Origin of the sequence: Clavibacter tessellarius (genome assembly GCF_001618005.1) — a bacterium.
GTDB classification, from domain to species: domain Bacteria; phylum Actinomycetota; class Actinomycetes; order Actinomycetales; family Microbacteriaceae; genus Clavibacter; species Clavibacter tessellarius_A.
In genome coordinates this window covers 1-22,210 of sequence record NZ_LQXA01000036.1, presented here as the reverse complement: position 1 = coordinate 22,210, position 22,210 = coordinate 1, and the positions used below count along the sequence as shown (strand labels likewise).

Genomic DNA, 22,210 nt, shown 5'->3' with positions numbered 1-22,210 from the left:
GCGGATCAGTCGGTGAGGTAGGTGAGGAGGTCGTGCCGGGTGAGGACGCCGACCGGCTTGCCGCCGTCGCTCACCATGAGCGCGTCGGCGGATCCGAGCGCGCTCCACGCCTCGGGCACGGTCTCGTTCACGCCGATGAGCCCGAAGGGCGCTCCCGTGAACGCGCCGACCCGGTCGGTGAGCTGCGCGCGCCCGCTGAAGACGAGCTCCAGGAGGCTGCGCTCGTCCACGGCCCCTGCGACCTCGCCCATGACGACGGGCGGCTCGGCCGAGAGGACCGGGAGCTGCGAGACGTCGTACTCGGTCATGATGCGGATGGCGTCGCGGATGGTGTCGCTCGGGTGCGCGTGCACGAGGTCGGGGAGGCTGCCGGTCTTGGCGCTCATGACGTCGGCGACCGTGCGCTGGCCGTTGACGCGGGCGAAGCCGTAGGACTGCATCCACTTCTCGTTGAAGATCTTGCCGAGGTAGCCGCGGCCGCCGTCGGGCAGCAGGATCACCATCACGTCGTCGGGGCCGAGGTGCTTCGCGGCCTTGAGGGCGGAGACCACGGCCATGCCGCTGGATCCGCCGACGAGCAGGCCCTCCTCGCGGGCGAGCCGCAGCGTCATGTCGAACGACTCCTGGTCGCTCGAGGCGATGACCTCGTCGACCACGTCGGGGTCGTAGGCCGCCGGCCAGAAGTCCTCGCCCACGCCCTCGACGAGGTACGGGCGGCCGGTGCCGCCGGAGTAGACGGATCCCTCGGGATCGGCGCCGATGATGCGCACCCGTCCCTCGGACACCTCCTTGAGGTACCGGCCGACGCCCGAGATGGTGCCGCCGGTGCCGACGCCCGCGACGAAGTGCGTGATCTCGCCCTCCGTGTCGCGCCAGATCTCGGGCCCCGTGGTCTCGTAGTGGCTGAGCGGCCCGTTCGGGTTCGAGTACTGGTCGGGCTTGAAGGCGCCGGGGATCTCGCGCGCGAGCCGGTCGCTCACCGAGTAGTAGGAGTCGGGGTGGTCGGGCGCGACCGAGGTGGGCGTGACGACGATCTCGGCGCCGTACGCCGTGAGCACGTTCCGCTTGTCCTCGCCGACCTTGTCGGGGAGCACGAAGACGCAGCGGTAGCCGCGCTGCTGGGCGACGAGCGCGAGGCCGACGCCCGTGTTGCCGGAGGTGGGCTCGACGATCGTGCCGCCGGGCTGCAGCCTGCCGTCGCGCTCGGCGGCGTCGATGATGCGCGTCGCGATGCGGTCCTTCGCGCTGCCGCCGGGGTTCAGGTACTCGACCTTCACCAGCACGGTCGCCGAGATGCCCTCGACCACCCTGTTGAGCTTCACGAGCGGGGTGTTCCCGATGAGGTCGAGGATCGTGTCGGCGTACTTCACGTGAGGTGGCGCTCCCGGTGTCAGGTGTGCGGTCCGGTGGGCCCCGCCCATCCAGCATAGGCGCGCCCGTCCCGCGTGTTACGGGCGCTCGGCGAGCCGATCGGGCAGGGTGCGCCCAGGCCGACCGGGTACCCTGATCGCACATTCCCCCAGCAGAGAAGGACCCTCCGTGGCGCGACGCGACGACACCACGCCCTCCGGCGACGAGAGCGGACGGCCCGTCCCGCCGACCGCCAAGCAGGCCCAGAAGGACCTCACGGTCAAGCAGCAGCGCGAGGCCCGCCGCGCCGAGAAGGTCGCGGCGCTGAAGAAGCAGCAGGAGCGCGCGCGCCGCAACCGGCTCATCGGCATCATCACGGGATCCGTGGCGGCCGTCGCGGTCGTGGCCGTGGTCATCGGCGTGGTCGTCTCCAGCGGCACGCCGAAGCAGGATCCGGCCGACATCTCCATCGAGGGCCTCCGCACCTGGGACTCGCTCCCCAGCACGCACGTGCAGGGCACGGTCGACTACGCGGCGAAGTACGACGGCATGAACCCGCCCGCCGGCGGCGAGCACAACGCCATGTGGCTCAACTGCGGCATCTACGACCAGCCGCAGCCCAACGAGAACGCGGTGCACGACCTCGAGCACGGCGCCGTCTGGATCACCTACGACGCCACGAAGATCACCGGCGACGACCTCGCGAACCTGCAGAAGTACGCGAAGTCGTTCGGCGGGTACGTCACCATGTCCCCGTACGAGGGCCTCCCGACGCCCATCGCCATGTCGGCGTGGGGCGCGCAGATCACGGTCGATTCGGTCGACGACCCGCGCATCAAGGACTTCATGTCCAAGTACTGGAAGAGCCCCAACGCTCCCGAGGCCGGCGCCGCGTGCACCGGCGCCCTCGAGGGCCAGGGCCGGGTCGACTGACCATGACCGACCGCGACCGCGCCGGGTCCGACCCGCGTCCGGGCGACGACCTCGTCGCCGACCACGTGCCCGACGACGACCTCCGCGAGGAGGAGCTCTCTGGGCTCGTCGCGCACGGCGAGGCGTCACGCGCCCGCGGACGGCGGCTCCGCGTGGGCCTCGCCGCCGGCGTCGTCGCGGTGGCCCTCGTGGTCGCCGGGCTCCTCGTCGGCCGCGTCACCGCGCCCGTCTCGGCGCTCACGCCCAGCACGAACAGCGCGGAGGCGGGCTTCTCGCGCGACATGCAGGTGCACCACGAGCAGGCCGTGCAGATGTCGCTCATGATCATCGACCGCACGGACGACCCCGAGGTCAAGCTCATCGCGCAGGACATCGCCCAGGCGCAGTCCCAGCAGGCCGGCCAGATGTACGCGTTCCTCACCTCCTGGGGCCTCGACCAGGCGCCGTCGCAGCCGCGCATGACGTGGATGACGCTCCCGACGCTCGACGGGAAGACCGACCACTCCGCCATGGACATGACGCCCGGCGGGACGATGCCGGGCCTCGCGTCGCAGGCCGACCTCGAGGAGCTGCAGGGCCTCACGGGCGTCGCGGCGGAGCGGAAGTTCCTGACGCTGATGATCGCCCACCACCGCGGTGGCGTCGAGATGGCCCAGGCCCTCCTCGACCGATCGCGGAACCCGCTCATCGCGAACCTCGCGAACGGCATGGTGATGATCCAGGACAAGGAGATCCTCTACATGCAGCAGCTGCTCGACGCCCGGTCCTGAGCCACAGCGCGGATCAGGCCGCCGCGCTGCGCTGGTCGCTGTAGAGGCGCGCGTATTCGCCGCCACGAGCGAGCAACTCGACGTGCGTGCCCTGCTCGACGATGCGGCCGGCGACGACCACGAAGATCACGTCGGCGTCCACCACGGTCGAGAGCCGGTGCGCGATCGCGATGGTGGTGCGCCCGCGCGACGCCGTGTCGAGCGCCTGCTGCACGACGCGCTCCGAGATGGCGTCGAGCGCGCTGGTGGCCTCGTCGAGGATCAGCACGGCGGGGTCCTTCAGCAGCACGCGCGCGATCGCGATGCGCTGCTTCTCGCCGCCGGAGAGCCGGTAGCCGCGCTCCCCCACGAGCGTCTCGTAGCCGTCGGGGAAGGACTCGATGGTCTGGTGGATGTTCGCCGCCCGGGCCGCCCGCTCGATCTGCTCCTGCGTGGCATCGGGCCGCGCGTAGCGGAGGTTCTCGCCGATGGACGCGTGGAAGAGGTACGTCTCCTGGCTCACGATGCCGATGTTCTCCAGCAGCGACTCCTGCTCGAGCTCGCGCACGTCGGCGTCCGCGAAGAGCACGCGCCCGCCGGTCACGTCGTGGAAGCGCGGGATGAGGTACGACACCGTGGTCTTGCCGGCGCCCGACGGGCCCACGAACGCGGCGAACTGCCCCGGCTCGATCGCGAACGACATTCCGTCGAGCGTCGGCCGCTCGCCCGGTCGCGTGTCGGGGTAGGAGAACCGCACGTCGTCGAACGCGACGCGGCCGATCGCCGGCCCGTCGGCCACGGGACGCGCATCGTGCCGGTCGCGGATCGCGGGCTCGAGGTCGAGGTACTCGAAGATGCGGGCGAACAGCGCGCCGGAGGTCTGCAGGTCGAGCGCCACGCGCATCAGCCCGATGAGCGGCCACATGAGCCGGGCCTGCACGGTCGTGAACGCCACGATCGTGCCGGCGGTGACGCTGACGCCGCCCGTGATGAGGAAGCCCGCGACCACGTAGACGATGGCGGGGATGATCGACAGGAAGATCTGCACGAGCGCGAAGAACCACTGCCCGCTCATCTGCTGGCTCACCTGCAGCCGGATCTGCGTGCGGTTCTCGGCCTCGTAGCGCGCGGTCTCCGCGGCCTGCCGGTTGAAGCTCTTGGAGAGCATGATGCCGGACACCGAGAGCGTCTCCTGCGTGATGGCCGTCATGTCGGAGAGCGACTCCTGCGTCTTCGACGCGATCCGCGCCCGCACCTGGCCGACGCGGCGCTGCGCGATCACCAGCACGGGCATGAGCACGACGGCCACGAGGGTCAGCTGCCAGTTGAGCACGAGCATCGCGACGAGCGCCGCGATCACGGTCACGGTGTTGCCGAGCACGCTCGACACGGTGTTGGTGAGGACGGCCGCGACGCCGCCCACGTCGTTCTGCAGGCGCGACTGGATCACGCCCGTCTTGGTGCGCGTGAAGAAGCCGAGCTCCATGCTCTGCAGGTGGCGGAACAGGTCGACGCGCATGGATCCCATGACCCGGTTGCCGACCGTGGCCGTGAGGTACGTCTGCCAGACACCGAGGCCCGCTCCCGCGACCCAGATGGCGATCATGATGCCGACCAGCTCGACCAGCACGGGGATGTCGGGGCCGCCGGTGGGCGGGAAGAGCCCGCGGTCGAAGGCCTGCTGCGTGAGGAGCGGCGGCACGACCGTGAGGCCGGCGCCGACGAGCACGAGGGCGATCGTGAGGATCAGCGCCCGCCGGTGCGGGCGGAACAGCTCCGCGATCCGGCCCAGCAGGTCCTCCACGCGCGGCGCCTCGGCGTTGGCCTTCCGCTGGGCCTCGGCGTCGGCCGCGCTGACCCGCCCGCGGCGTCCGCCGCCTCCGCGCATCCCGCCGCCCGCGGCGATGTCGCCCATCCTCGTCATTCCGGCGATTTTACGCCCGTGGGGGATCTCCCCCGACCACCGTGCGCACCGTGGACGACGACGGCCCGGCCGCCCGCGCGAGCGGACGACCGGGCCGGGATCGGCGGACGCGGATCAGCCCTTCGTGGACCCCGCGAGCAGCCCCCGCACGAAGTAGCGCTGCAGGCTGAAGAACACGATGAGCGGCACGATGAGCGACACGAACGCCGCGGCCGTGAGCCGCTGCCAGTCCTGCCCGCGCGTGCCCGTGAGCTCGGCGAGACGCTGGGTGAGCGGTGCCACGTCGGGGGTGCCGCCGGAGAAGATCAGCGCCACCAGCAGGTCGTTCCAGACCCAGAGGAACTGGAAGATCGCGAACGACGCGATGGCCGGGAGCGCCAGCGGCAGCACGATGCGGAAGAAGACCTGGCCGTGGCTCGCGCCGTCGACCCGGGCCGCCTCGATGACCTCGCCCGGGATCTCCGAGATGAAGTTGTGCAGCAGGAAGATCGCGAGCGGCAGCGCGAAGATCGTGTGCGCCACCCACACCGGCAGGTAGCCCTGCTCCGGGATCAACGGGATCACGCCGTGGACCGCCTCCTGGAGCGGGCGGAGCGTGCGCGTGAACATCTGGAGCAGCGGGATGAGCGCCATCTGCAGCGGCACGATCTGCAGCGCGAAGATCACGACGAAGAGCACGTTGGAGCCCTTGAACTTGATCCACGCGAACGCGTACGCCGCCATGGACGCGATCACGAGCGGGAACAGCGTCGCCGGGATCGCGATGGCGAGCGAGTTCACGAAGTAGGAGCCCAGCTGCGGCGACGACTGCGACGTCGAGAGCAGCACGTCCTGGTAGTTGTCGAGCGTGAATCCGGGGTTCTGGAAGATGGTCCACCAGCCGGTGGTCTGGATGAGCCCGGCCGGCCGGAACGACGAGATGAACAGGCCGAAGGTGGGCAGCGTCCAGAGCACCGCGATGATCAGCGCGGCGACCGTGGCCCGCCGGGAGGTGAGGCGGTTCTTGACGCGCCGGCTCTTCGCGCCGACGGAGGCCGCCTGCTCGATGGCGCCGCGGCGGGTCCCCCGGTCGGCGACGGGCAGGTCGGCGGGTGCGACGCTCATCGGATCTCCCTCTGCTTGCTCATGACGCGGACGTTGTAGATGACGATCGGCAGCACCATGAGGAACAGCACGATCGCGAGCGCGGAGCCGCGGCCCTGCTCGCCGGCGCGGAACGCCTGCGTGTACATCTCGTTGGCGATGACGCTCGTCTCGAAGTTGCCCGCCGTCATGGTGCGGACGATGTCGAAGACCTTGAGCGTCGCGATGGAGATGGTGGTGACGACCACGACGAGCGACCCGCGGATGCCCGGCAGCGTCACGTTGAGGAACCTCTCCCACGCGTTGGTGCCGTCGAGCTGCGCTGCCTCGATCTGCTCGGTCGGCACGCCCTTGATGCTCGCGGAGAGCACGACCATGGCGAAGCCCGTCTGGATCCAGATCATGACGACGATGAGCAGGGCCGTGTTGATGGGCGAGGTCTGCAGCCACTGCACGGGCTGCTGCCCGAGCCAGACGAGGATCTGGTTGAGGAGGCCGATCTGCTCGCTGTCGCCCGACTTGTAGTCGTAGACGAAGCGCCAGATGATGCCGGCGCCGACGAACGAGATGGCCATCGGCATGAACACCAGGGCCTTGAAGTACTTCTCGCCGCGGGACTTGTCGATGAAGACCGCGTACGCGAGGCCGATGGCCGTCGACAGCAGCGGGACGAAGACCACCCAGATGACGGTGTTGAGGAGCGTCCGGAGCGCGGACGGCTGGGTGAACATCCAGACGAAGTTGTCCAGGCCGGCCCAGTCGCCGTCGTTGTCGCGGAACGCGAGGAGCGTGGTGCGGAAGGCGGGGTAGATGAGGCCGACGGCCAGGAGGATCAGCGCGGGCAGCACGAACGCGCCGAGCTGGATCCAGTCGCGACCGCGCTTCGGCGCCTTGTCGATGAGGAAGAGGATCAGCCCGATCACCAGCGCGAAGACGGCCAGCGCCGCCACCACCTGGAGGATCTTGCCGATCAGGTCAGCGGTCGTCATGGACGTCTCGCCCTTCGGGTCGGGGTGGATGCGGGGCGGGGCCGCCGCGTGCGCGGCGGCCCCGGGTGTCCGGCGCGGAGGCCGGGTGCCGGTCGGTCAGGACCGGCGGTCGATCAGGACGCGGGCCAGCTCGACTCGATGGCGTCGACCGTCTTCTGGGTCGAGTCGCCGCTCAGCCAGCCGACGATGCCCTTCCAGAAGGAGTCGGTGCCGACCGCGCCGGGCATGAGGTCCGAGCCGTCGAAGCGGAACGTCGCGTTCGGGTCCTGGAGGATCTCGATGCTCTGCTTCAGGATGTCGCTCGACGCGTTCGCCGGGTCGAGCCCCTTGTTCGCGCTGATGACGCCACCCAGCTTCACGCGGTTGTTCGCCCAGGTGTCGCTCGAGAGGTAGGAGAGCACCGCGGTGATCTCGTCGCTCGTCCGGAAGGCGCCGACGAGCTCGCCGCCGCCGGTGACGGTCGTCGCGTCGCCCTCGTTCGTGGGCGGCAGGAGGAAGGCGTAGACGTCGCCGTCGGGCGAGACCTTCGCGTCGGTGCCGTCGGCCTTCTTCCAGAAGCCCTCGTAGAACGAGGCCTGGTGGTGCAGCGAGCACTCGCCCTTCAGGATCGGGAGGCCGGCGTCGCCGAACTCCGTGGAGATGATGGACGAGACGTCGCCCAGTCCGCCGTTGACGTAGTCGGGGTTCTTGATGATGTCGCCGACGCCGTCGAAGGCCTTCACGATCGCGGGGTCGTTGAACGGGATCTGGTGCGTGACCCACTTGTCGTAGGTCTCCGCGCCGGCCTGGCGGATCACGAAGCTCTCGACCCAGTCGGTGCCCGGCCAGCCCGTGGCGTCGCCGGATCCGATGCCGACGCACCAGGGCTTGTGGTCGCCCTCGTCGGCGATCTTCTTGGTGAGGTCCATGAGCTGCGCGGTGGACTTCGGGATCTCGTAGCCCTTCTCCTTGAACTCGCTCGGCGAGTACCAGACGTAGCCCTTGACGCTCGCCATGAGCGGCGCGCCGTAGAAGGTGCCGTCGACGGTGCCGTAGCCCTTCCAGTCGGCGGACCAGTTCTCGTCGACGTTCTCCTCGACCGCCTCGGGGGCCGCCTGGAGGTAGCCCTTCGACGCGAGCACGTTGAACAGGCCGACCTGCGGGATGATCCCGATGTCCGGCGCCGAATCGCCCTCCGCGAGGACCGCGATCTGCGCCTCGAACTCCTTGGTGCCCTGGTAGTTCACGGTGATGCCCGTGCAGGTCTCGAAGTCCTTCCAGGACTCGACGAGGCGGTCGGCCTCGTCGTCCTGGATCGTGCCGCCGATGCTCACGTTGGCTCCGTCGAACGTGCCGTACGACGAGTACGGCGTGCAGTCGGTGTCCGCCTTGTCCTCGGCGGCGATGTCGCCCGTGCAGCCCGTGAGCGCGACGCCGGCGATGCCGACCGCTGCGAGGGGTGCCGCGAAGCGACGTCGGAATAGGGCGTGGCCCATGTGCGTCTCCTCTTCATCGAGGGATGCGGGCTGACCCGCCGTCCCGTGGTGCAGGCGCCGGCAGGTGGGGCGCCGTCGCCGGAACTCCTTTCCCCCGTATGGGGAACCGGTTCCACAGGTCAACGTAGGGGAGCTCGCAGGTGGCGGCAAGGTGCATCCGATAACGAAACGGTCTACTTCTCGTCCGGCGCGCTGGGCGGAGGACGCCCCGATGGTCCATCATCGGAAGGCGACCCCCTCCGTCCTGGAACCGCTTCCCGCTCACGCGCGAGGCGGCGGGTCCCTGCGGGACCCGATGGAGGGAGGGCGATGAGCGCCATCATCGACGTCGCCCGGCTGGCCGGGGTCTCCAAGGCCACGGCGTCCCGCGCGCTCAGCGGCCGCGGCTACGTCTCCCCCGCGACGCGCGCCCGCGTCGCGCAGGCCGCCTCCGACATCGGGTACGTCGTCTCCTCGAACGCCTCGAGCCTCGTCACGGGCCAGTCGAAGAACGTCGGCGTCGTGCTGCCCTTCATCAACCGGTGGTTCTTCGCCGAGCTCCTCGAGGGCATCGAGGAGGCGCTGATCGAGGCCGACTACGACCTCACGCTCTACCGCCTCACCGACGACCCGGAGCAGCGCCGCAAGGTGTTCGAGTACTTCCTCGTGCGCAAGCGCGTCGATGCCGTCATCGCGGTGAGCGTCGCCCTCACCGCCGCCGAGGTCGTGCGGCTCCGGTGCCTCGACAAGCCGCTCGTGGGGATCGGCGGACCGGTCGAGGGCATGAGCACGCTGAGCATCGACGACGAGGCAGCGGCCCGGCTCGCGACCGAGCACCTGCTGAGCCTCGGGCATGCGCGGGTCGTGCACCTCGGCGGCGACCTGCACGCGCAGATGGCGTTCTTCGTGCACGCCAAGCGGCTGGCGGGGTACCGGGCGGCGATGGACGCGGATCCGCGCGGCCTGGAGGCCCGCTTCGCGACCGCCGACTTCACCATCGAGGGCGGCTACGTCTCCGCCATGCGGCTGCTCGCCGACCCGCGCACCCGGCCGACCGCGGTGTTCGCGGCCTCGGACGAGATCGCCATCGGCACGATCCTCGCAGCGCGGCAGCTCGGGATCGCCGTGCCGGCCGGGCTCTCGGTCGTGGGCATCGACGGGCACGCGCTCGCCCCGCTGTTCGGGCTCACGACCGTCGAGCAGCACCCGCGGCAGCAGGGGCGGACCGCGGTGGGCATGGTCCTCGAGGGCCTCGCGCCGGCCGGGGCGCCCGAGCGGACCTGCACGATGCCGGTCGACTTCGCCGCGCGCGGCAGCACGACGGCGCCCCCGAGCCCGGCGGCGTCGTAGGCCGGCGGGGTCGGGGGCGCGGACGATCCGCGGAGCGGCGTCAGGCGTCGCCGACCGTGACGGCCTGGGCCTCCTCGAGCGCGTCGACCGGCTGCGCGTCGACGCGGCGGAGCCAGCGGTGGCCGGCCACGACGATCACGAGGGCGACGAGCACGGATCCCGCCGCCGCGTAGTACGGCGCCGCGTCGGAGAAGAGGCGGGCGAGCTCGGTGGCGGCGGGCGGCGCGATGGCACCGCCGAGGAATCGGACCGACGAGTACGCGGACGAGGCGACGCTCCGCGGGTGGTCGGTCGCCTCCATCACGCACTCCGTGAGGACGGTGTTGAGGATCCCCAGCAGGAGCCCGCCGACGACGATGCAGACCACGAGGCCCGCCGCCGAGCGCACGACGAGGCCGGCCGCCGCGAGGTCCACGGCGAGGAGCGGCAGCACGAGCCGGAGGACGGAGGTGCGGGCCATCCGGCGCGTGAGCAGCGGCGCGACGAGCACCGACGTGACGGCGAGGCCCACGCCCCAGCCGAAGAACGTGAGGCCGAGGCCGATGGCGTCGAAGCCGAGCGGGAACGGCGAGTAGGCCAGCAGCACGAAGAAGCCGATGTTGTAGAAGAGCGCGGCGGCGGCGAGCACCGCGAGCGCGGGCGTGCCGAGCGCGCGGAGCGGGGCCGACAAGCGCATGGGCGACCGGGGCGCGGTGTCCTTCCCGAGGAGGGCGGCGATCGCGAGGAAGCCGACGGCCATCAGGGTCGCGGTGCCGAAGAACGGGCCGCGCCAGCTCCAGCTGCCGAGGAGCCCGCCGAGCAGCGGGCCGACCGCGATGCCGAGGCCGAGCGCCGCCTCGTAGAGCACGATGGCGGACGCCGTGCCCCCGGACGCGGATCCGACGATGGTGGCGAGAGCGGTGGAGATGAAGAGCGCGTTGCCGAGGCCCCAGCCGGCCCGGAAGCCGATGACCGACTCCACGTCCTGCGAGAGGCCCGCCGCGGCGGCGAACACCACGATGATCGCGAGGCCGATGAGGAGGGTGCGCTTGGCGCCGATGCGGCTGGAGATCCAGCTGGTGATGAGCATCGCGAGCCCGGTCACGAGCAGGTAGCTCGTGAAGAGCAGCTCGGTCTCGGTCGCGGTGGCGTCGAGGCTCTCGGCGATGGCGGGGAGGATCGGGTCGACGAGGCCGATGCCCATGAACGCGATGACGCACGCGAACGCGACGGCGAAGACGGAACGGGGCTGGCGGAAGATGTCGCGGAACGACGCGTGCTGCTGGGTGGACACGGGTGCGGTGTCGCCTCCTGGATTCGATGCGGATGGATGGGTGACGGCGCGCGGGCGCGCCGCCGATGCCCGGCCTGCGGTGCGGGCGGGCGGTCAGCCGTCGGCCGGCGCGCGGTCCACGCGAGCCAGCACGAGCTCGACGGCCCGCGCGATCACGGCCACGTCGTCGGCCGGGAGGTCGGCGAAGCGGGGCACGAGGGCCGTGGCGAGGCGGTCGCGCCAGTCGTCCAGCGCGGCCTCCCCCGCCGGTGTGATCTCGAGGAGCGTCGCGCGGGCGTCGGAGGGGTCCGTCACCTGCGCGATCCACCCCTTGTCGACGAGCGACCGCACGATCCTGGTCGTGGTCGGCTGCGCCACCCGGCTGCGCTCGGCGAGCACGCCGAGGCGCATCCCGCCCGGCCAGCTGACGAGCACGGAGAGCGTGCGCCAGACGGCGGGCGAGCTCGTCCCGCCGACCTCGTACGCCGCGAGTCGCGTGAGCCGGTGGCCGGCCGTGACGAGGTCGCCGAGGAGGGCGCGCAGGTCGGGCTCGTTCGTGGGCATGCGTCAACTATATAGCTGCGCTATGCGAATGTCGACCCGGGCGCGACGGACGGGGGTGGACCGCTCGCGAGACCGACGGATCGTGCAGGATGGGGCGCCATCACCCCGTCGAGACGCACGCGGAAGGCTGCCATGGGACTGTTCGGACTGTTGACCGGATCACGAGAGGACCGGCCGGGCCGGTCGAGGAGGAGCCAGCGCCCCTCGCCCTGGCCCACGTCCCCCACCCGCAGCGGCACGGCACCGGACGGCGCGGGCGTGCCCCTCCCCGGGGAGGCTGACGGACCGGCCGCCGCCGCGCCCGGGAGCAACGAGGCGGCCATCGCGCAGAACGCGCGCATCGCGGCGCAGATCTACCGCGACGACTACGAGGTGCCGCTCGACTTCTCCCGTGCCTCGCTCGCGCGCGTGGACGAGATCCTCGGCCGCTTCCACGACTCCCGCACGAAGCTCCCGACGCCGTTCGGCCGCCTCACCGGGTACTACGTCTCCGAGGTCGCGCGCAAGGAGTTCGGCGGCGGGTACTTCGTCATCGACGAGGAGCCCGGCTCCATCCTGGTCATCGGCCCGCCGGAGCACGGCGTGATCTACCACGCCTACGACAAGGTCTTCGGACGCGTGCAGAACGGCCCCGAGGACGACCTCACGTTCTTCCACGACGGCATCCCGGACACGCTGCGCCGCCCCGGAGGCGGGCACCTGGTCTGACACCGCCCGCCGCTCACGGACGCCGGCCGTCACGTGGCCCGGGAACGACGCAGGGCGCCGACCCCCTGAGGGGATCGGCGCCCTGAGCGCTCAAGCGGTGGTACGAGCTACTTGACGGAGACCGTCGCGCCCGCGGCCTCGAGCTGGGCCTTCGCCTTGTCGGCGGCCTCCTTGTTGGCACCCTCCAGGACGGGCTTGGGGGCTCCGTCGACGAGGGCCTTCGCCTCACCGAGGCCGAGGCTGGTGAGGGCGCGCACCTCCTTGATGACCTGGATCTTCTTGTCGCCGGCGGCCTCGAGGATGACGTCGAAGGACGTCTTCTCCTCGACCTCCTCCGCGGGGGCAGCGGCGCCGGGGGCGGCGGCAGCGGCGACGGGCGCCGCGGCGGTGACCTCGAAGACCTCCTCGAACTTCTTGACGAAGTCGCTGAGCTCGATGAGCGTGAGCTCCTTGAAGGCCTCGATGAGCTCGTCGTTAGAGAGCTTTGCCATGGTGATTCTCCTTGGGTTGGTGTGGTGTCTGGTGGATCAGTGCATCGCGCCCCGGGGATGGGACCCGAGGGGTGCTACTGAGCCGATTCCTGCTTCTCGCGCAGCGCCTCGACGGTGCGTACGGCCTGCGAGAGCGGTGCGTTGAACAGGTACGCCGCGCCGAAGAGCGAGGCCTTGAAGGCGCCGGCGAGCTTGCCCAGCAGCACCTCCCGCGACTCGAGGTCGGCGAGCTTGTTCACCTCGTCCGCCGTCAGGGGGTTGCCGTCGAAGTAACCGCCCTTCACGACGAGAAGAGGGTTGGCCTTGGTGAAGGTGCGCAGCGCCTTCGCGACGGCGACGGTGTCGCCGTGCACGAACGCGATCGCGGACGGGCCGACGAGCTCGTCGTCGAAGGACGAGATCCCCGCCTGGTTCGCCGCGATCTTGGTCAGCGTGTTCTTCACCACGGCGTAGGTCGCGTCTGCACTGATGCTCTTCCGCAGCTGCTTGAGCTGGGCAACGGTGAGACCGCGGTACTCGGTGAGCAGTACGGCGTTCGAGCTGCGGAACTTCTCCGCGAGCTCGGCGACCGAGGCTTCCTTGTTCGCCATGGCACTCCTTATCACGTGGTTCCCCGACACCGCGGAAGCGGGGCGGGGTGCTGGCAGCCCCCGGCTGCACACATGAAAAAGGCTCCGGCACAGGAGGCCGGAGCGGGAGTGACGCGCAGCCCCGAGGGACATGCGCTGCATCGTGCTTCGATCACCTGCGCGGGCCTTCACCTGAGTGAACCTTCGTTCAGCGCATCTCCTCGCGGAGGCACGCCGACGACCAGCGGTCTGTGGCTCCGCTCAGAGTAGGTGACGGAGGACCGCCCGCGCAAGTCGGCGGGCGCGGGCGGTCCTGGATGCGGCTAGTAGCCGACCACCGCGTGCGGCACGTAGTGCTCCTCGAGGAGGGCCACCTCGTCGTCCGTCAGCTCGAGATCGAGCGAGGCCACGGCGTCCTCGATGTGCGACACCCGGGTGCCGCCCACGATGGGCGCGGTCACCACGGGGTTCCGGGACACCCACGCGAGCGCGACCTGCGCGCGCGGCACCCCGCGCGCCTCGGCGACCTCCGCCACGGCGGCGGCGACCCGGCGGTCCGAGTCCTCCTGCGCGGCGTAGAGCGTCTTCCCGAACTCGTCGGTCGCGCTCCGGTCGGTCGTCGCGTCCCAGTCGCGGGTGAGGCGGCCGCGGGCGAGCGGGCTCCACGGCAGGGATCCGACGCCCTCGTCGGCGCAGAGGGGCAGCATCTCGCGCTCCTCCTCGCGGTTCACGAGGTTGTAGTGGTCCTGCATCGTGACGAACCGCGCCCAGCCGTGCTGCCGCTGCAGGTGCAACGCCTTCGAGAAGCGCCAGGCGTCCATCGACGAGGCGCCGAGGTAGCGCACCTTGCCGGCGCGCACGAGGTCGTCGAGCGCCTCGAGCGTCTCCTCGAGCGGCGTGGCGGGGTCGAAGCGGTGGATCTGGTACAGGTCCACGTAGTCGGTGCCGAGCCGGCGGAGGCTCTCGTCGATCTGCCACATGATGTGCTTCCGCGACAGCCCGCGGGAGTTCGGCCCCTCCCCCATGGCGCCGTGCACCTTGGTGGCGATGACCACCTCCTCGCGCCGCGTGAGCTCCGTCAGGGCGCGGCCCGTGATCTCCTCGCTGGACCCGTCGGAGTACACGTTCGCGGTGTCGAAGAAGGTGATCCCGAGCTCGACGGCGCGGCGGATGAGCGGCCGCGAGTCCTCCTCCGAGAGCGTCCACGCGTGGCCGCCGCGCGTCGGCTCGCCGTAGCTCATGCAGCCGAGCGCGATGGCCGACACCTCGGTGCCCGTGCCGCCCAGGCGGACGTACCTCACGAGGGGTGCCCCGCGACCGGGTCGTCGCCCGTGGTGGCGGGGGCGTGGTCGCGCCAGGTGTGCTCGGGCTCGTAGCCGAGGATCCGGCGGGCCTTGTCGATGGAGAGCAGCGTCTCGTGCTCACCCAGCTCCTTGCGCACCTCGACGCCCGGGAAGACCTCGGCGGCGAGCTCCGCGGAGGAGCGGCTCATCACGGTGTCGGCGTTCGCGATGACGAAGCGGTCGAAGCCGGTGCCGTCGTGGTCGAGCGCTCGGCGCACCGCCTGCGCGCCGTCGCGGCCGTCGATGTAGCCCCACAGGTTCCACTTGCGGGCGAGCGCGTCGTCGTCGTAGCCCGGGAACGCGTCGTAGTCGTCGACGTCCATGACGTTCGAGAAGCGGAGCGCGGTGACCTGCAGCTCCGGATCCCAGCGGCACAGCTCGATGGCCATCTGCTCCTCGAGGTGCTTCACGAGCGAGTAGTTGCTGTTCGGCTGCGCCGGGTACTCCTCGTCGACGGGGATGTAGGGCGGCGGCACATCGAACGGCAGGCCGAGCACGGTCTCGCTGGACGCGTAGACGATCTTCCGGATGCCCGCCCGGCGCGCGGCCTGGAAGACGTTGAAGCTCGTGAGCATGTTGTTGTGGAACGTGGCCGCGTCGCTCAGGATCGCGGGGGCCGGGATCGCGGCGAGGTGCACGATCGCGTCGAACCCGTCGTGCAGGTCCTGGACGCCGAAGAGCGCGTCCACCACCTGCCCGTAGTCGGTGGTGTCGACGCGGACGTAGCCGGACCCGCGCTCCCCCACCTGGTCGATGTTGGTGACTTCGTGTCCGTGGGCGCGCAGGTCGGCCACGACGTGGCGGCCGAGCTTCCCCGAGCCTCCGGTGACGGCAATTCTCATCGGCGAGCATCTCCTTCGTGGGGCGGTTCCGCCCCCGTCCATCCTGGACCCGGGCGCGCGGTGGCGACAGCGGCTCCGGTGACCCGCGGACACGGCGACGGCCCGCCGTCCCCTTGCGGGGACGACGGGCCGTCGTGGTCGTGCGGTGCTAGTCGCTCGTGATGGCGAGGTCCGGGGTGCCGGGTCCGGTGCCGATGCCGGCCGCGACCGGGAGCCCCTCGCGCTGCGTGGTGAGGAACGTGAACACGCCGTCCACGTAGTCCACGTGCACGTGGTCGCCCGCGTTGAGCTCGCCCTGCAGGATGCGCTCCGACAGGCGGTCCTCGATCTCGTGCTGCACGGCGCGGCGCAGGGGCCGGGCGCCGAGCGACGGGTCGAAGCCGACCTCGATGAGGCGCTCCTTCGCGGCGGCCTCGAGCGTGATCGTGAGGTCGCGGTCCATCATGCGGTCCGACAGGCGCTTCACGAACAGGTCGACGATCTGGAGCAGCTCGGGCTTCGACAGCTGCGGGAACACGATGGTGTCGTCCACGCGGTTGAGGAACTCGGGCTTGAAGTTCTTCTTCAGCTCCTCGCTGACCTTGCCCTTCATGCGCTCGTAGGAGTTCGCGGCGTTGTTCTCGACCTGGAACCCGACCGGGGCGCCCGTGATGTCCTTGGTGCCGAGGTTGGTGGTCATGATGATGACCGTGTTCTTGAAGTCGACCACGCGCCCCTGGCCATCCGTCAGGCGTCCCTCCTCCAGGATCTGGAGCAGCGAGTTGAAGATGTCCGGGTGGGCCTTCTCGATCTCGTCGAAGAGCACCACGGAGAACGGCTTGCGGCGCACCTTCTCGGTGAGCTGGCCGCCCTCCTCGAAGCCGACGAATCCGGGAGGGGCGCCGAAGAGGCGGCTCACGGTGTGCTTCTCGCCGTACTCGCTCATGTCGAGCGAGATGAGGGCGTCCTCGTCGTCGAACAGGAACTCGGCCAGGGCCTTCGCGAGCTCCGTCTTGCCGACGCCCGTGGGGCCGGCGAAGATGAACGATCCCGACGGACGACGCGGGTCCTTGAGGCCGGCGCGGGTGCGGCGGATGGTCTTGGAGAGGGCCGAGATGGCCTCCTCCTGGCCGATGACCCGCTGGTGCAGGGCCTTCTCCATGAAGACGAGCCGCGAGGACTCCTCCTCCGTGAGCTTGAACACCGGGATGCCGGTGGCCTGCGCCAGCACCTCGGCGATCAGGCCCTCGTCGACCTCGGCCGTGGTGCGGACGTCGCCCGAGCGCCACTGCTTCTCGAGGCGGAGGCGCTCGCCGAGGAGGTTCTTCTCCTCGTCGCGCAGGCTCGCGGCCTTCTCGAAGTCCTGGTCCTCGATGGCGGTCTCCTTGGCCACGCGGACCACGGAGATCTTCTCGTCGAACTCGCGGAGCTCCGGCGGGGCCGAGAGGATCGAGAGGCGCAGGCGCGCGCCGGCCTCGTCGATCAGGTCGATGGCCTTGTCCGGCAGGAAGCGGTCGGCGATGTAGCGGTCGGCGAGGTTCGCCGCCGAGACGATGGCGCCGTCGGTGATGGACACCTTGTGGAACGCCTCGTACTTGTCGCGCAGGCCCTTGAGGATGTTGATCGTGTGCGGCAGCGAGGGCTCCTGCACCTGGATCGGCTGGAAGCGGCGCTCGAGGGCCGCGTCCTTCTCGAAGTGCTTGCGGTACTCGTCGAGCGTGGTGGCGCCGATGGTCTGCAGCTCGCCGCGCGCGAGGAGCGGCTTGAGGATGCTGGCCGCGTCGATCGCGCCCTCGGCGGCACCCGCGCCGACGAGGGTGTGGATCTCGTCGATGAAGGTGATGATGTCGCCGCGCGTGCGGATCTCCTTGGTGACCTTCTTGAGGCGCTCCTCGAAGTCGCCGCGGTAGCGGGACCCGGCGATGAGCGAGCCGAGGTCGAGCGTGTAGAGCTGCTTGTCCTTCAGCGTCTCCGGGACATCGCCCTTGACGATGGCCTGCGCCAGGCCCTCGACGACGGCGGTCTTGCCGACACCGGGCTCGCCGATGAGGACGGGGTTGTTCTTGGAGCGGCGCGACAGGATCTGCATCACGCGCTCGATCTCCTTCTCGCGCCCGATGACGGGGTCGAGCTTGCCGTCGCGCGCTGCCTGGGTGAGGTTGCGGCCGAACTGGTCGAGGACCGTGGAGCCCGCCTGCTGGCTCTGCTGGGCCTCGCCGCCGACGGCGACCGCCTCCTTGCCCTGGTATCCGGACAGGAGCTGGATGACCTGCTGGCGCACGCGGTTGAGGTCGGCGCCGAGCTTGACGAGGACCTGGGCGGCGACGCCCTCGCCCTCGCGGATGAGCCCGAGCAGGATGTGCTCGGTGCCGATGTAGTTGTGGCCGAGCTGGAGGGCCTCGCGGAGCGACAGCTCCAGGACCTTCTTGGCGCGCGGCGTGAACGGGATGTGACCCGTGGGCTGCTGCTGGCCCTGGCCGATGATGTCCTGGACCTGTTCGCGGACGGCATCGAGGGAGATGCCGAGCGACTCCAGGGCCTTGGCGGCCACGCCTTCGCCCTCGTGGATGAGGCCGAGCAGGATGTGCTCGGTCCCGATGTAGTTGTGGTTGAGCATCTTGGCCTCTTCTTGGGCCAGGACGACGACGCGACGAGCGCGGTCGGTGAATCTCTCGAACATCTGTATCTCCCTGGGCACCGGGGCAGGGGGCCGGCGCCGATATGTAGAGAGTAACGACGGGTCCGGCGGGTGCATGCCCCTGTTCGCCGTGGGCGTGACGCGATGCGCGAGGCGGCGGATCGGGTTCGGGCAGCGAGGCCCGGAGCGGGATCCGCTAGCGGTCGGCCTCGGGCGCGGGAACGCCCATGCGGGCGCGCTCCTTCGCCTCGATGGCGGCGTAGGCCTTGCGCTCCTGCTTGTCCGCCTGGATGACGGCCCGCATGATGAACCAGAAGATCAGGCCCACGCCGAGGGTGGGGAGGATCGACCAGATCGCGCTCGCCCAGAAATCATCCATGCGAGAAGGATACGCCGCGCTCTAGGTGAGGATGCCGTAGACGCCCTGGCCGATCATGACGACGGCGATGCCGCCGACGATGATCCAGAGCGCATAGCGCGCGGTGGTGGGCTTCTTCGGGTTCGAGCCGTCGGGTCCTAAGGGCATGGTCGCCTACTTCACTAGGGGGAACAGGATGGTCTCGCGGATGCCGAGGCCGGTGATGGCCATGAGGAGCCGGTCGACCCCCATGCCCATGCCGCCCGACGGCGGCATGCCGTGCTCGAGCGCGCGGAGGAACTCCTCGTCGAGCGGCATGGCCTCGTCGTCGCCGCGCGCCGACTGGCGGGCCTGGTCGACGAAGCGCTCGCGCTGCACGACGGGATCCACGAGCTCGGAGTAGCCGGTGGCCAGCTCGAAGCCGCGGATGTAGAGGTCCCACTTCTCCACGACGCCCTCGATGGAGCGGTGCGCGCGCGTGAGCGGCGACGTCTCCACGGGGAAGTCGAGCACGAAGGTGGGGCGCTCGAGGCCGCCCTTCACGAAGTGCTCCCAGAGCTCCTCGACGAGCTTGCCGTGCGTGCTGAGCGGCACGACGACGCCCTCGCGGTCGGCGATGGCCTGCAGCTCGTCGACCGTGGTGGCCGGCGTGACCTCGACGCCGGCGGCCTCGCTCAGCGAGCCGTACATGGAGATGCGGTCCCACTCGCCGCCGAGGTCGTACTCGGTGCCGTCGGCCCACGTGACGACGTGGCTGCCGGCGACGGCCATGGCCGCGTCCTGCACGAGGGTCTGCGTGAGCTCGGCGATGGAGGTGTAGTCGCCGTACGCCTCGTAGGCCTCGAGCATCGCGAACTCGGGGCTGTGCGTGGAGTCGGCGCCCTCGTTGCGGAAGTTGCGGTTGATCTCGAACACGCGGTCGATGCCGCCGACGACCGCGCGCTTGAGGTACAGCTCGGGCGCGATGCGGAGGTACATCTCGGTGTCGAAGGCGTTGGAGTGCGTGACGAACGGGCGGGCGGAGGCGCCGCCGTGCATCACCTGCAGCATGGGCGTCTCGACCTCGACGTAGCCGCGCTGGCGGAAGGTCTCCCGCATGGAGGCGTTGACCTTCGCGCGGTCGAGGACGTTCTTCCTGGCCTGGTCGCGGACGATGAGGTCGAGGTAGCGGCTGCGCACGCGGGTCTCGTCGGAGAGCTCGGAGTGCAGGTTCGGCAGGGGCAGCAGGGCCTTGGCGGCGATGCGCCACTCCGTCGCCATGATCGACAGCTCGCCCTTGCGGCTCGCGACGACGCGGCCTCCGACGAAGACGTGGTCGCCGAGGTCGACGAGCTCCTTCCACGCGGCGAGCGCCTCCTCGCCGACCTCGGCCAGCGAGATCATGGCCTGGATGCGCGTGCCGTCGCCGGCCTGCAGCGTGGCGAAGCAGAGCTTGCCGGTGTTGCGGAAGTGGACGACGCGGCCGGCGATGCCGACCACGTGGTCGGTCTCGACGCCGGGCTCGAGGTGGCCGAACTCCGCGCGGACCGCCGGGATGGTGGTGGTGACGGGGACCTGCACGGGGTACGCGCCGCCGCCGGGGCCGCCCTCGGCCTCGAGGCGCGCGCGCTTCGCGAGGCGCACGGCCTTCTGCTCGGCGATGTCCTCGGCGATGTCCTCGGCGGACTCCTCCACGGCGGCGGGCGTGGCGGTGGTCGCGGGTGTTCCGGGGCTGTCGGTCATGTGCGGGCGGATCCTCGCGGGTCGAAGGGGCGTGCGGCCGAACGGCCTCCCGTCGATTCTCGCAGGTGCGGACGCGGGCCGGGCACGGTCGCGCCGACGGACGGGAGGCGGTCGCGCCGGGAGGCCGGCGTCGCCGCTCAGGCGATGACGACGGTCTCGTTGTCGATGAGGCGCGTGGTGCCGACGCGGGCGGCGATGACGGCGAGCGCGGCACCGGAGAAGCCGTCGTCGACCGTCTCGAAGGTCGTCGGATCCACCACCTGGAAGTAGTCGAGCGTGACGGCGTGCTCCCCCATGACCACGGACTGGGCGGCGGCGATGACGGCGTCGATGCCGCGGGACCCCGCGCTCTGCGCCGCCTCGAGGGCGGCGGGGATGACGCGGGCGGCGCGGCGTTCGCGCTCGTCGAGGTAGCGGTTGCGGCTGGAGAGGGCGAGGCCGTCGGGCTCGCGCACGGTCTCCAGCTCCTCGATGCGCACCGGCATGTCGAGGTCGCGCACCATGCGCCGCACGAGGTGGAGCTGCTGCGCGTCCTTGCGGCCGAAGGTGGCGACGTCCGGCGCGACGATGTGCAGGAGCTTCGCGACGACGGTGAGCATGCCGTCGAAGTGGCCCGGCCGGGAGCGGCCCTCGAGCGAGAGCGCGACGGATCCGCCCGAGACGCGGATGCGCGCGGGGCCGTCCGGGTACATCTCGGCGGCCGACGGGGCGAACACCAGGTCGACGCCGGTGGCGGCGAGCGCCTCGACGTCGGCGTCGAGGGTGCGCGGGTAGGCGTCGAGGTCCTCCCCCGCGCCGAACTGCAGGGGGTTGACGAAGACGGAGACGACCACGAGGGATCCGGCCGCGCGCGCGTGGCGGGCGTGCGCCAGGTGGCCCTCGTGCAGCGCCCCCATGGTGGGGACGAGCACGACGACGGCCTCCTCGCCGGCGGCGGCGCGCTCGGCGCGGTGCGCGCGGACCAGGGCGCGCAGCTCGGCGATGCCGGTGACGACGGTGGGCGCGGGGATCGTCATGCCGTGGTGCTCCTCGGGTGCTCGGGACGCGGACACGACAGGTTAGTCCGCGCCGAGGCCCTCGTCCGTCGGCGGAGGCACGTCGCCCGTGGTGAGGCGCGCGCCGCCGGATGGGGAGGAGCGGCGGAGGGCGTCGTCGACGGCCGAGCGGATCAGCGGGCCGAGCACGCGCCCGGGCTCCTCGACGCCGATGCCCGCGAGGAGGCCCGTCGCCTGGTCGACGATGGCGGTCGAGAACGTGGTGGCCGTGGCGATGGCCTCGGCGTAGGCCGCGCGGTCCCGCTCCTCCACGACGACCGGCTCGCCGCCCATCTCCACCACGAGCACCTGCGCGATGGGGAGCACGGGCGCGGGCGCGGTGACGGCGAACCAGCTGTCGAGCATCCGGCTGAGGTCCATGCTCGTGCCGGTGAACGACATGGCCGGGTGGATGGCGAGCGGGATGATCCCCGCGGCGAAGGCCGGGGCGAGCACCTGGATCCCGTGCCCGGCGGAGGTGTGCATGACGAGCTGGCCCGCCTGCCACGCGCCCGTCGCGGCGAGGCCGGAGACGAGGCCGGGGAGCTCGGCGTCGGGGACCGCGAGGATCACGAGCTCGCTGCGCTCGACGATCTCGGGGATCTCCAGCACGGGCACGTCCGGGAGCATCGCCTCGGCGCGTTCGCGGCTCGCCTCGGAGACCGCGGAGATGCCCGTGATCGCGTGGCCGGCGCCCGCGAGCGCGAGGCCGAGCACGGGGCCGACGCGGCCGGCGCCGATGATGCCGACGCCGAGGCGGCCGGAGCGCTGGGAGGGGGCGGTCATGCGGGGTCCTCGGGGGTGGATCGGTGGCGCGGGGTGACGGGGGCGTCCTCCGGGGCGGGCGGCTCCGGGGCCGGCGGCTCCGAGGCGGGCGG

The 22,210-nt window shown here is 71.0% G+C and carries 21 protein-coding genes; 4 read left to right on the top strand and 17 right to left on the bottom strand.

What is annotated here, in order from left to right; genetic code table 11:
• Positions 1-5: 5 nt before the first annotated feature.
• Positions 6-1,370 carry a cystathionine beta-synthase gene (locus AWH51_RS10220; RefSeq protein WP_063071974.1) on the bottom strand — a complete coding sequence of 455 codons (1,365 nt, stop codon included), beginning with the start codon at positions 1,368-1,370 and terminating at the stop codon, positions 6-8.
• A 169-nt stretch (positions 1,371-1,539) separates the two neighbouring features.
• On the opposite strand from AWH51_RS10220, the gene AWH51_RS10215 reads away from it, so the two are divergent.
• Both AWH51_RS10215 and AWH51_RS10210 read left to right on the top strand, forming a co-directional pair.
• A complete protein-coding gene (locus AWH51_RS10215) occupies positions 1,540-2,283 on the top strand; it encodes a DUF3105 domain-containing protein (RefSeq protein ID WP_063071973.1) in 744 nt (247 codons plus the stop codon).
• 2 nt (positions 2,284-2,285) lie between these two features.
• Positions 2,286-3,053, top strand: a complete 768-nt coding sequence (locus AWH51_RS10210; RefSeq protein ID WP_063071972.1) for a DUF305 domain-containing protein — start codon at positions 2,286-2,288, stop codon at positions 3,051-3,053.
• 13 nt (positions 3,054-3,066) lie between these two features.
• Here the strand turns inward: AWH51_RS10210 and AWH51_RS10205 are convergent, their stop codons facing one another.
• From AWH51_RS10205 to AWH51_RS10190, 4 genes are all read right to left on the bottom strand, one after another.
• On the bottom strand, positions 3,067-4,947 hold the full coding sequence (locus AWH51_RS10205; RefSeq protein WP_063071971.1) for an ABC transporter ATP-binding protein: 1,881 nt from the start codon (positions 4,945-4,947) through the stop codon (positions 3,067-3,069).
• A 123-nt stretch (positions 4,948-5,070) separates the two neighbouring features.
• On the bottom strand, positions 5,071-6,060 hold the full coding sequence (locus AWH51_RS10200; protein WP_063071970.1) for a carbohydrate ABC transporter permease: 990 nt from the start codon (positions 6,058-6,060) through the stop codon (positions 5,071-5,073).
• Positions 6,057-7,028 (bottom strand): carbohydrate ABC transporter permease, encoded by a 972-nt coding sequence (locus AWH51_RS10195; protein ID WP_063071969.1) that lies wholly within the window; start codon positions 7,026-7,028, stop codon positions 6,057-6,059. Before AWH51_RS10195 ends, AWH51_RS10200 begins: the two co-directional genes overlap by 4 nt.
• Positions 7,029-7,141: 113 nt before the next feature.
• Positions 7,142-8,503, bottom strand: a complete 1,362-nt coding sequence (locus tag AWH51_RS10190; protein WP_063071968.1) for an ABC transporter substrate-binding protein — start codon at positions 8,501-8,503, stop codon at positions 7,142-7,144.
• A gap of 309 nt (positions 8,504-8,812) precedes the next feature.
• Here AWH51_RS10190 and AWH51_RS10185 point away from each other — a divergent pair, with 309 nt between their 5' ends.
• Positions 8,813-9,832, top strand: a complete 1,020-nt coding sequence (locus AWH51_RS10185; protein WP_063071967.1) for a LacI family DNA-binding transcriptional regulator — start codon at positions 8,813-8,815, stop codon at positions 9,830-9,832.
• Positions 9,833-9,872: 40 nt separating this feature from the next.
• On the opposite strand, the gene AWH51_RS10180 is transcribed toward AWH51_RS10185, so the two are convergent.
• Positions 9,873-11,105 carry an MFS transporter gene (locus AWH51_RS10180; protein WP_063071966.1) on the bottom strand — a complete coding sequence of 411 codons (1,233 nt, stop codon included), beginning with the start codon at positions 11,103-11,105 and terminating at the stop codon, positions 9,873-9,875.
• Positions 11,106-11,198: 93 nt separating this feature from the next.
• A complete protein-coding gene (locus tag AWH51_RS10175; RefSeq protein WP_063071965.1) occupies positions 11,199-11,648 on the bottom strand; it encodes a MarR family winged helix-turn-helix transcriptional regulator in 450 nt (149 codons plus the stop codon).
• Between the two features lie 258 nt (positions 11,649-11,906).
• Here AWH51_RS10175 and AWH51_RS10170 point away from each other — a divergent pair, with 258 nt between their 5' ends.
• Complete coding sequence (locus AWH51_RS10170; protein ID WP_063071964.1) at positions 11,907-12,356, top strand: hypothetical protein; 450 nt, start codon at positions 11,907-11,909, stop codon at positions 12,354-12,356.
• Between the two features lie 107 nt (positions 12,357-12,463).
• Here AWH51_RS10170 and rplL read toward each other — a convergent pair whose 3' ends face one another.
• From rplL to AWH51_RS10125, 10 genes are all read right to left on the bottom strand, one after another.
• Entirely contained in the window at positions 12,464-12,847 is a 384-nt protein-coding gene (gene rplL / locus AWH51_RS10165; RefSeq protein ID WP_063071963.1) for a 50S ribosomal protein L7/L12, read from the bottom strand.
• Between the two features lie 74 nt (positions 12,848-12,921).
• Positions 12,922-13,437, bottom strand: a complete 516-nt coding sequence (rplJ, locus tag AWH51_RS10160) for a 50S ribosomal protein L10 (RefSeq protein WP_012037545.1) — start codon at positions 13,435-13,437, stop codon at positions 12,922-12,924.
• A 302-nt stretch (positions 13,438-13,739) separates the two neighbouring features.
• Complete coding sequence (locus AWH51_RS10155; RefSeq protein ID WP_063071962.1) at positions 13,740-14,717, bottom strand: aldo/keto reductase; 978 nt, start codon at positions 14,715-14,717, stop codon at positions 13,740-13,742.
• Complete coding sequence (locus AWH51_RS10150) at positions 14,714-15,601, bottom strand: NAD-dependent epimerase/dehydratase family protein (protein ID WP_063071961.1); 888 nt, start codon at positions 15,599-15,601, stop codon at positions 14,714-14,716. Before AWH51_RS10150 ends, AWH51_RS10155 begins: the two co-directional genes overlap by 4 nt.
• A gap of 148 nt (positions 15,602-15,749) precedes the next feature.
• A complete protein-coding gene (locus AWH51_RS10145) occupies positions 15,750-18,260 on the bottom strand; it encodes an ATP-dependent Clp protease ATP-binding subunit (RefSeq protein ID WP_063071960.1) in 2,511 nt (836 codons plus the stop codon).
• Between the two features lie 154 nt (positions 18,261-18,414).
• Positions 18,415-18,597, bottom strand: coding sequence for a hypothetical protein (locus AWH51_RS10140; protein WP_063071959.1), 183 nt, complete (start codon positions 18,595-18,597; stop codon positions 18,415-18,417).
• Positions 18,598-18,618: 21 nt separating this feature from the next.
• Entirely contained in the window at positions 18,619-18,744 is a 126-nt protein-coding gene (locus AWH51_RS16580; RefSeq protein WP_012037540.1) for a hypothetical protein, read from the bottom strand.
• Positions 18,745-18,750: 6 nt separating this feature from the next.
• The gene (gene lysS / locus AWH51_RS10135; protein ID WP_063071958.1) at positions 18,751-20,298 is read right to left on the bottom strand and encodes a lysine--tRNA ligase; all 1,548 of its coding nucleotides are present in this window, start codon (positions 20,296-20,298) and stop codon (positions 18,751-18,753) included.
• A gap of 137 nt (positions 20,299-20,435) precedes the next feature.
• The gene (gene panC / locus AWH51_RS10130) at positions 20,436-21,314 is read right to left on the bottom strand and encodes a pantoate--beta-alanine ligase (protein ID WP_063071957.1); all 879 of its coding nucleotides are present in this window, start codon (positions 21,312-21,314) and stop codon (positions 20,436-20,438) included.
• A gap of 42 nt (positions 21,315-21,356) precedes the next feature.
• Positions 21,357-22,118, bottom strand: coding sequence for a Rossmann-like and DUF2520 domain-containing protein (locus tag AWH51_RS10125; RefSeq protein ID WP_063071956.1), 762 nt, complete (start codon positions 22,116-22,118; stop codon positions 21,357-21,359).
• Between the last annotated feature and the right edge of the window lie 92 nt (positions 22,119-22,210).

Coding starts and splice junctions, on each gene's coding strand:
- AWH51_RS10210 (WP_063071972.1), top strand. CDS start 2,286: ATGACCGACCGCGACCGCGCCGGGTCCGACCCGCGTCCGGGCGACGAC.
- AWH51_RS10205 (WP_063071971.1), bottom strand. CDS start 4,947: ATGGGCGACATCGCCGCGGGCGGCGGGATGCGCGGAGGCGGCGGACGC.
- AWH51_RS10200 (WP_063071970.1), bottom strand. CDS start 6,060: ATGAGCGTCGCACCCGCCGACCTGCCCGTCGCCGACCGGGGGACCCGC.
- AWH51_RS10195 (WP_063071969.1), bottom strand. CDS start 7,028: ATGACGACCGCTGACCTGATCGGCAAGATCCTCCAGGTGGTGGCGGCG.
- AWH51_RS10190 (WP_063071968.1), bottom strand. CDS start 8,503: ATGGGCCACGCCCTATTCCGACGTCGCTTCGCGGCACCCCTCGCAGCG.
- AWH51_RS10185 (WP_063071967.1), top strand. CDS start 8,813: ATGAGCGCCATCATCGACGTCGCCCGGCTGGCCGGGGTCTCCAAGGCC.
- AWH51_RS10175 (WP_063071965.1), bottom strand. CDS start 11,648: ATGCCCACGAACGAGCCCGACCTGCGCGCCCTCCTCGGCGACCTCGTC.
- rplL (WP_063071963.1), bottom strand. CDS start 12,847: ATGGCAAAGCTCTCTAACGACGAGCTCATCGAGGCCTTCAAGGAGCTC.
- rplJ (WP_012037545.1), bottom strand. CDS start 13,437: ATGGCGAACAAGGAAGCCTCGGTCGCCGAGCTCGCGGAGAAGTTCCGC.
- AWH51_RS10150 (WP_063071961.1), bottom strand. CDS start 15,601: ATGAGAATTGCCGTCACCGGAGGCTCGGGGAAGCTCGGCCGCCACGTC.
- AWH51_RS10145 (WP_063071960.1), bottom strand. CDS start 18,260: ATGTTCGAGAGATTCACCGACCGCGCTCGTCGCGTCGTCGTCCTGGCC.
- AWH51_RS10140 (WP_063071959.1), bottom strand. CDS start 18,597: ATGGATGATTTCTGGGCGAGCGCGATCTGGTCGATCCTCCCCACCCTC.
- AWH51_RS16580 (WP_012037540.1), bottom strand. CDS start 18,744: ATGCCCTTAGGACCCGACGGCTCGAACCCGAAGAAGCCCACCACCGCG.
- lysS (WP_063071958.1), bottom strand. CDS start 20,298: ATGACCGACAGCCCCGGAACACCCGCGACCACCGCCACGCCCGCCGCC.
- panC (WP_063071957.1), bottom strand. CDS start 21,314: ATGACGATCCCCGCGCCCACCGTCGTCACCGGCATCGCCGAGCTGCGC.
- AWH51_RS10125 (WP_063071956.1), bottom strand. CDS start 22,118: ATGACCGCCCCCTCCCAGCGCTCCGGCCGCCTCGGCGTCGGCATCATC.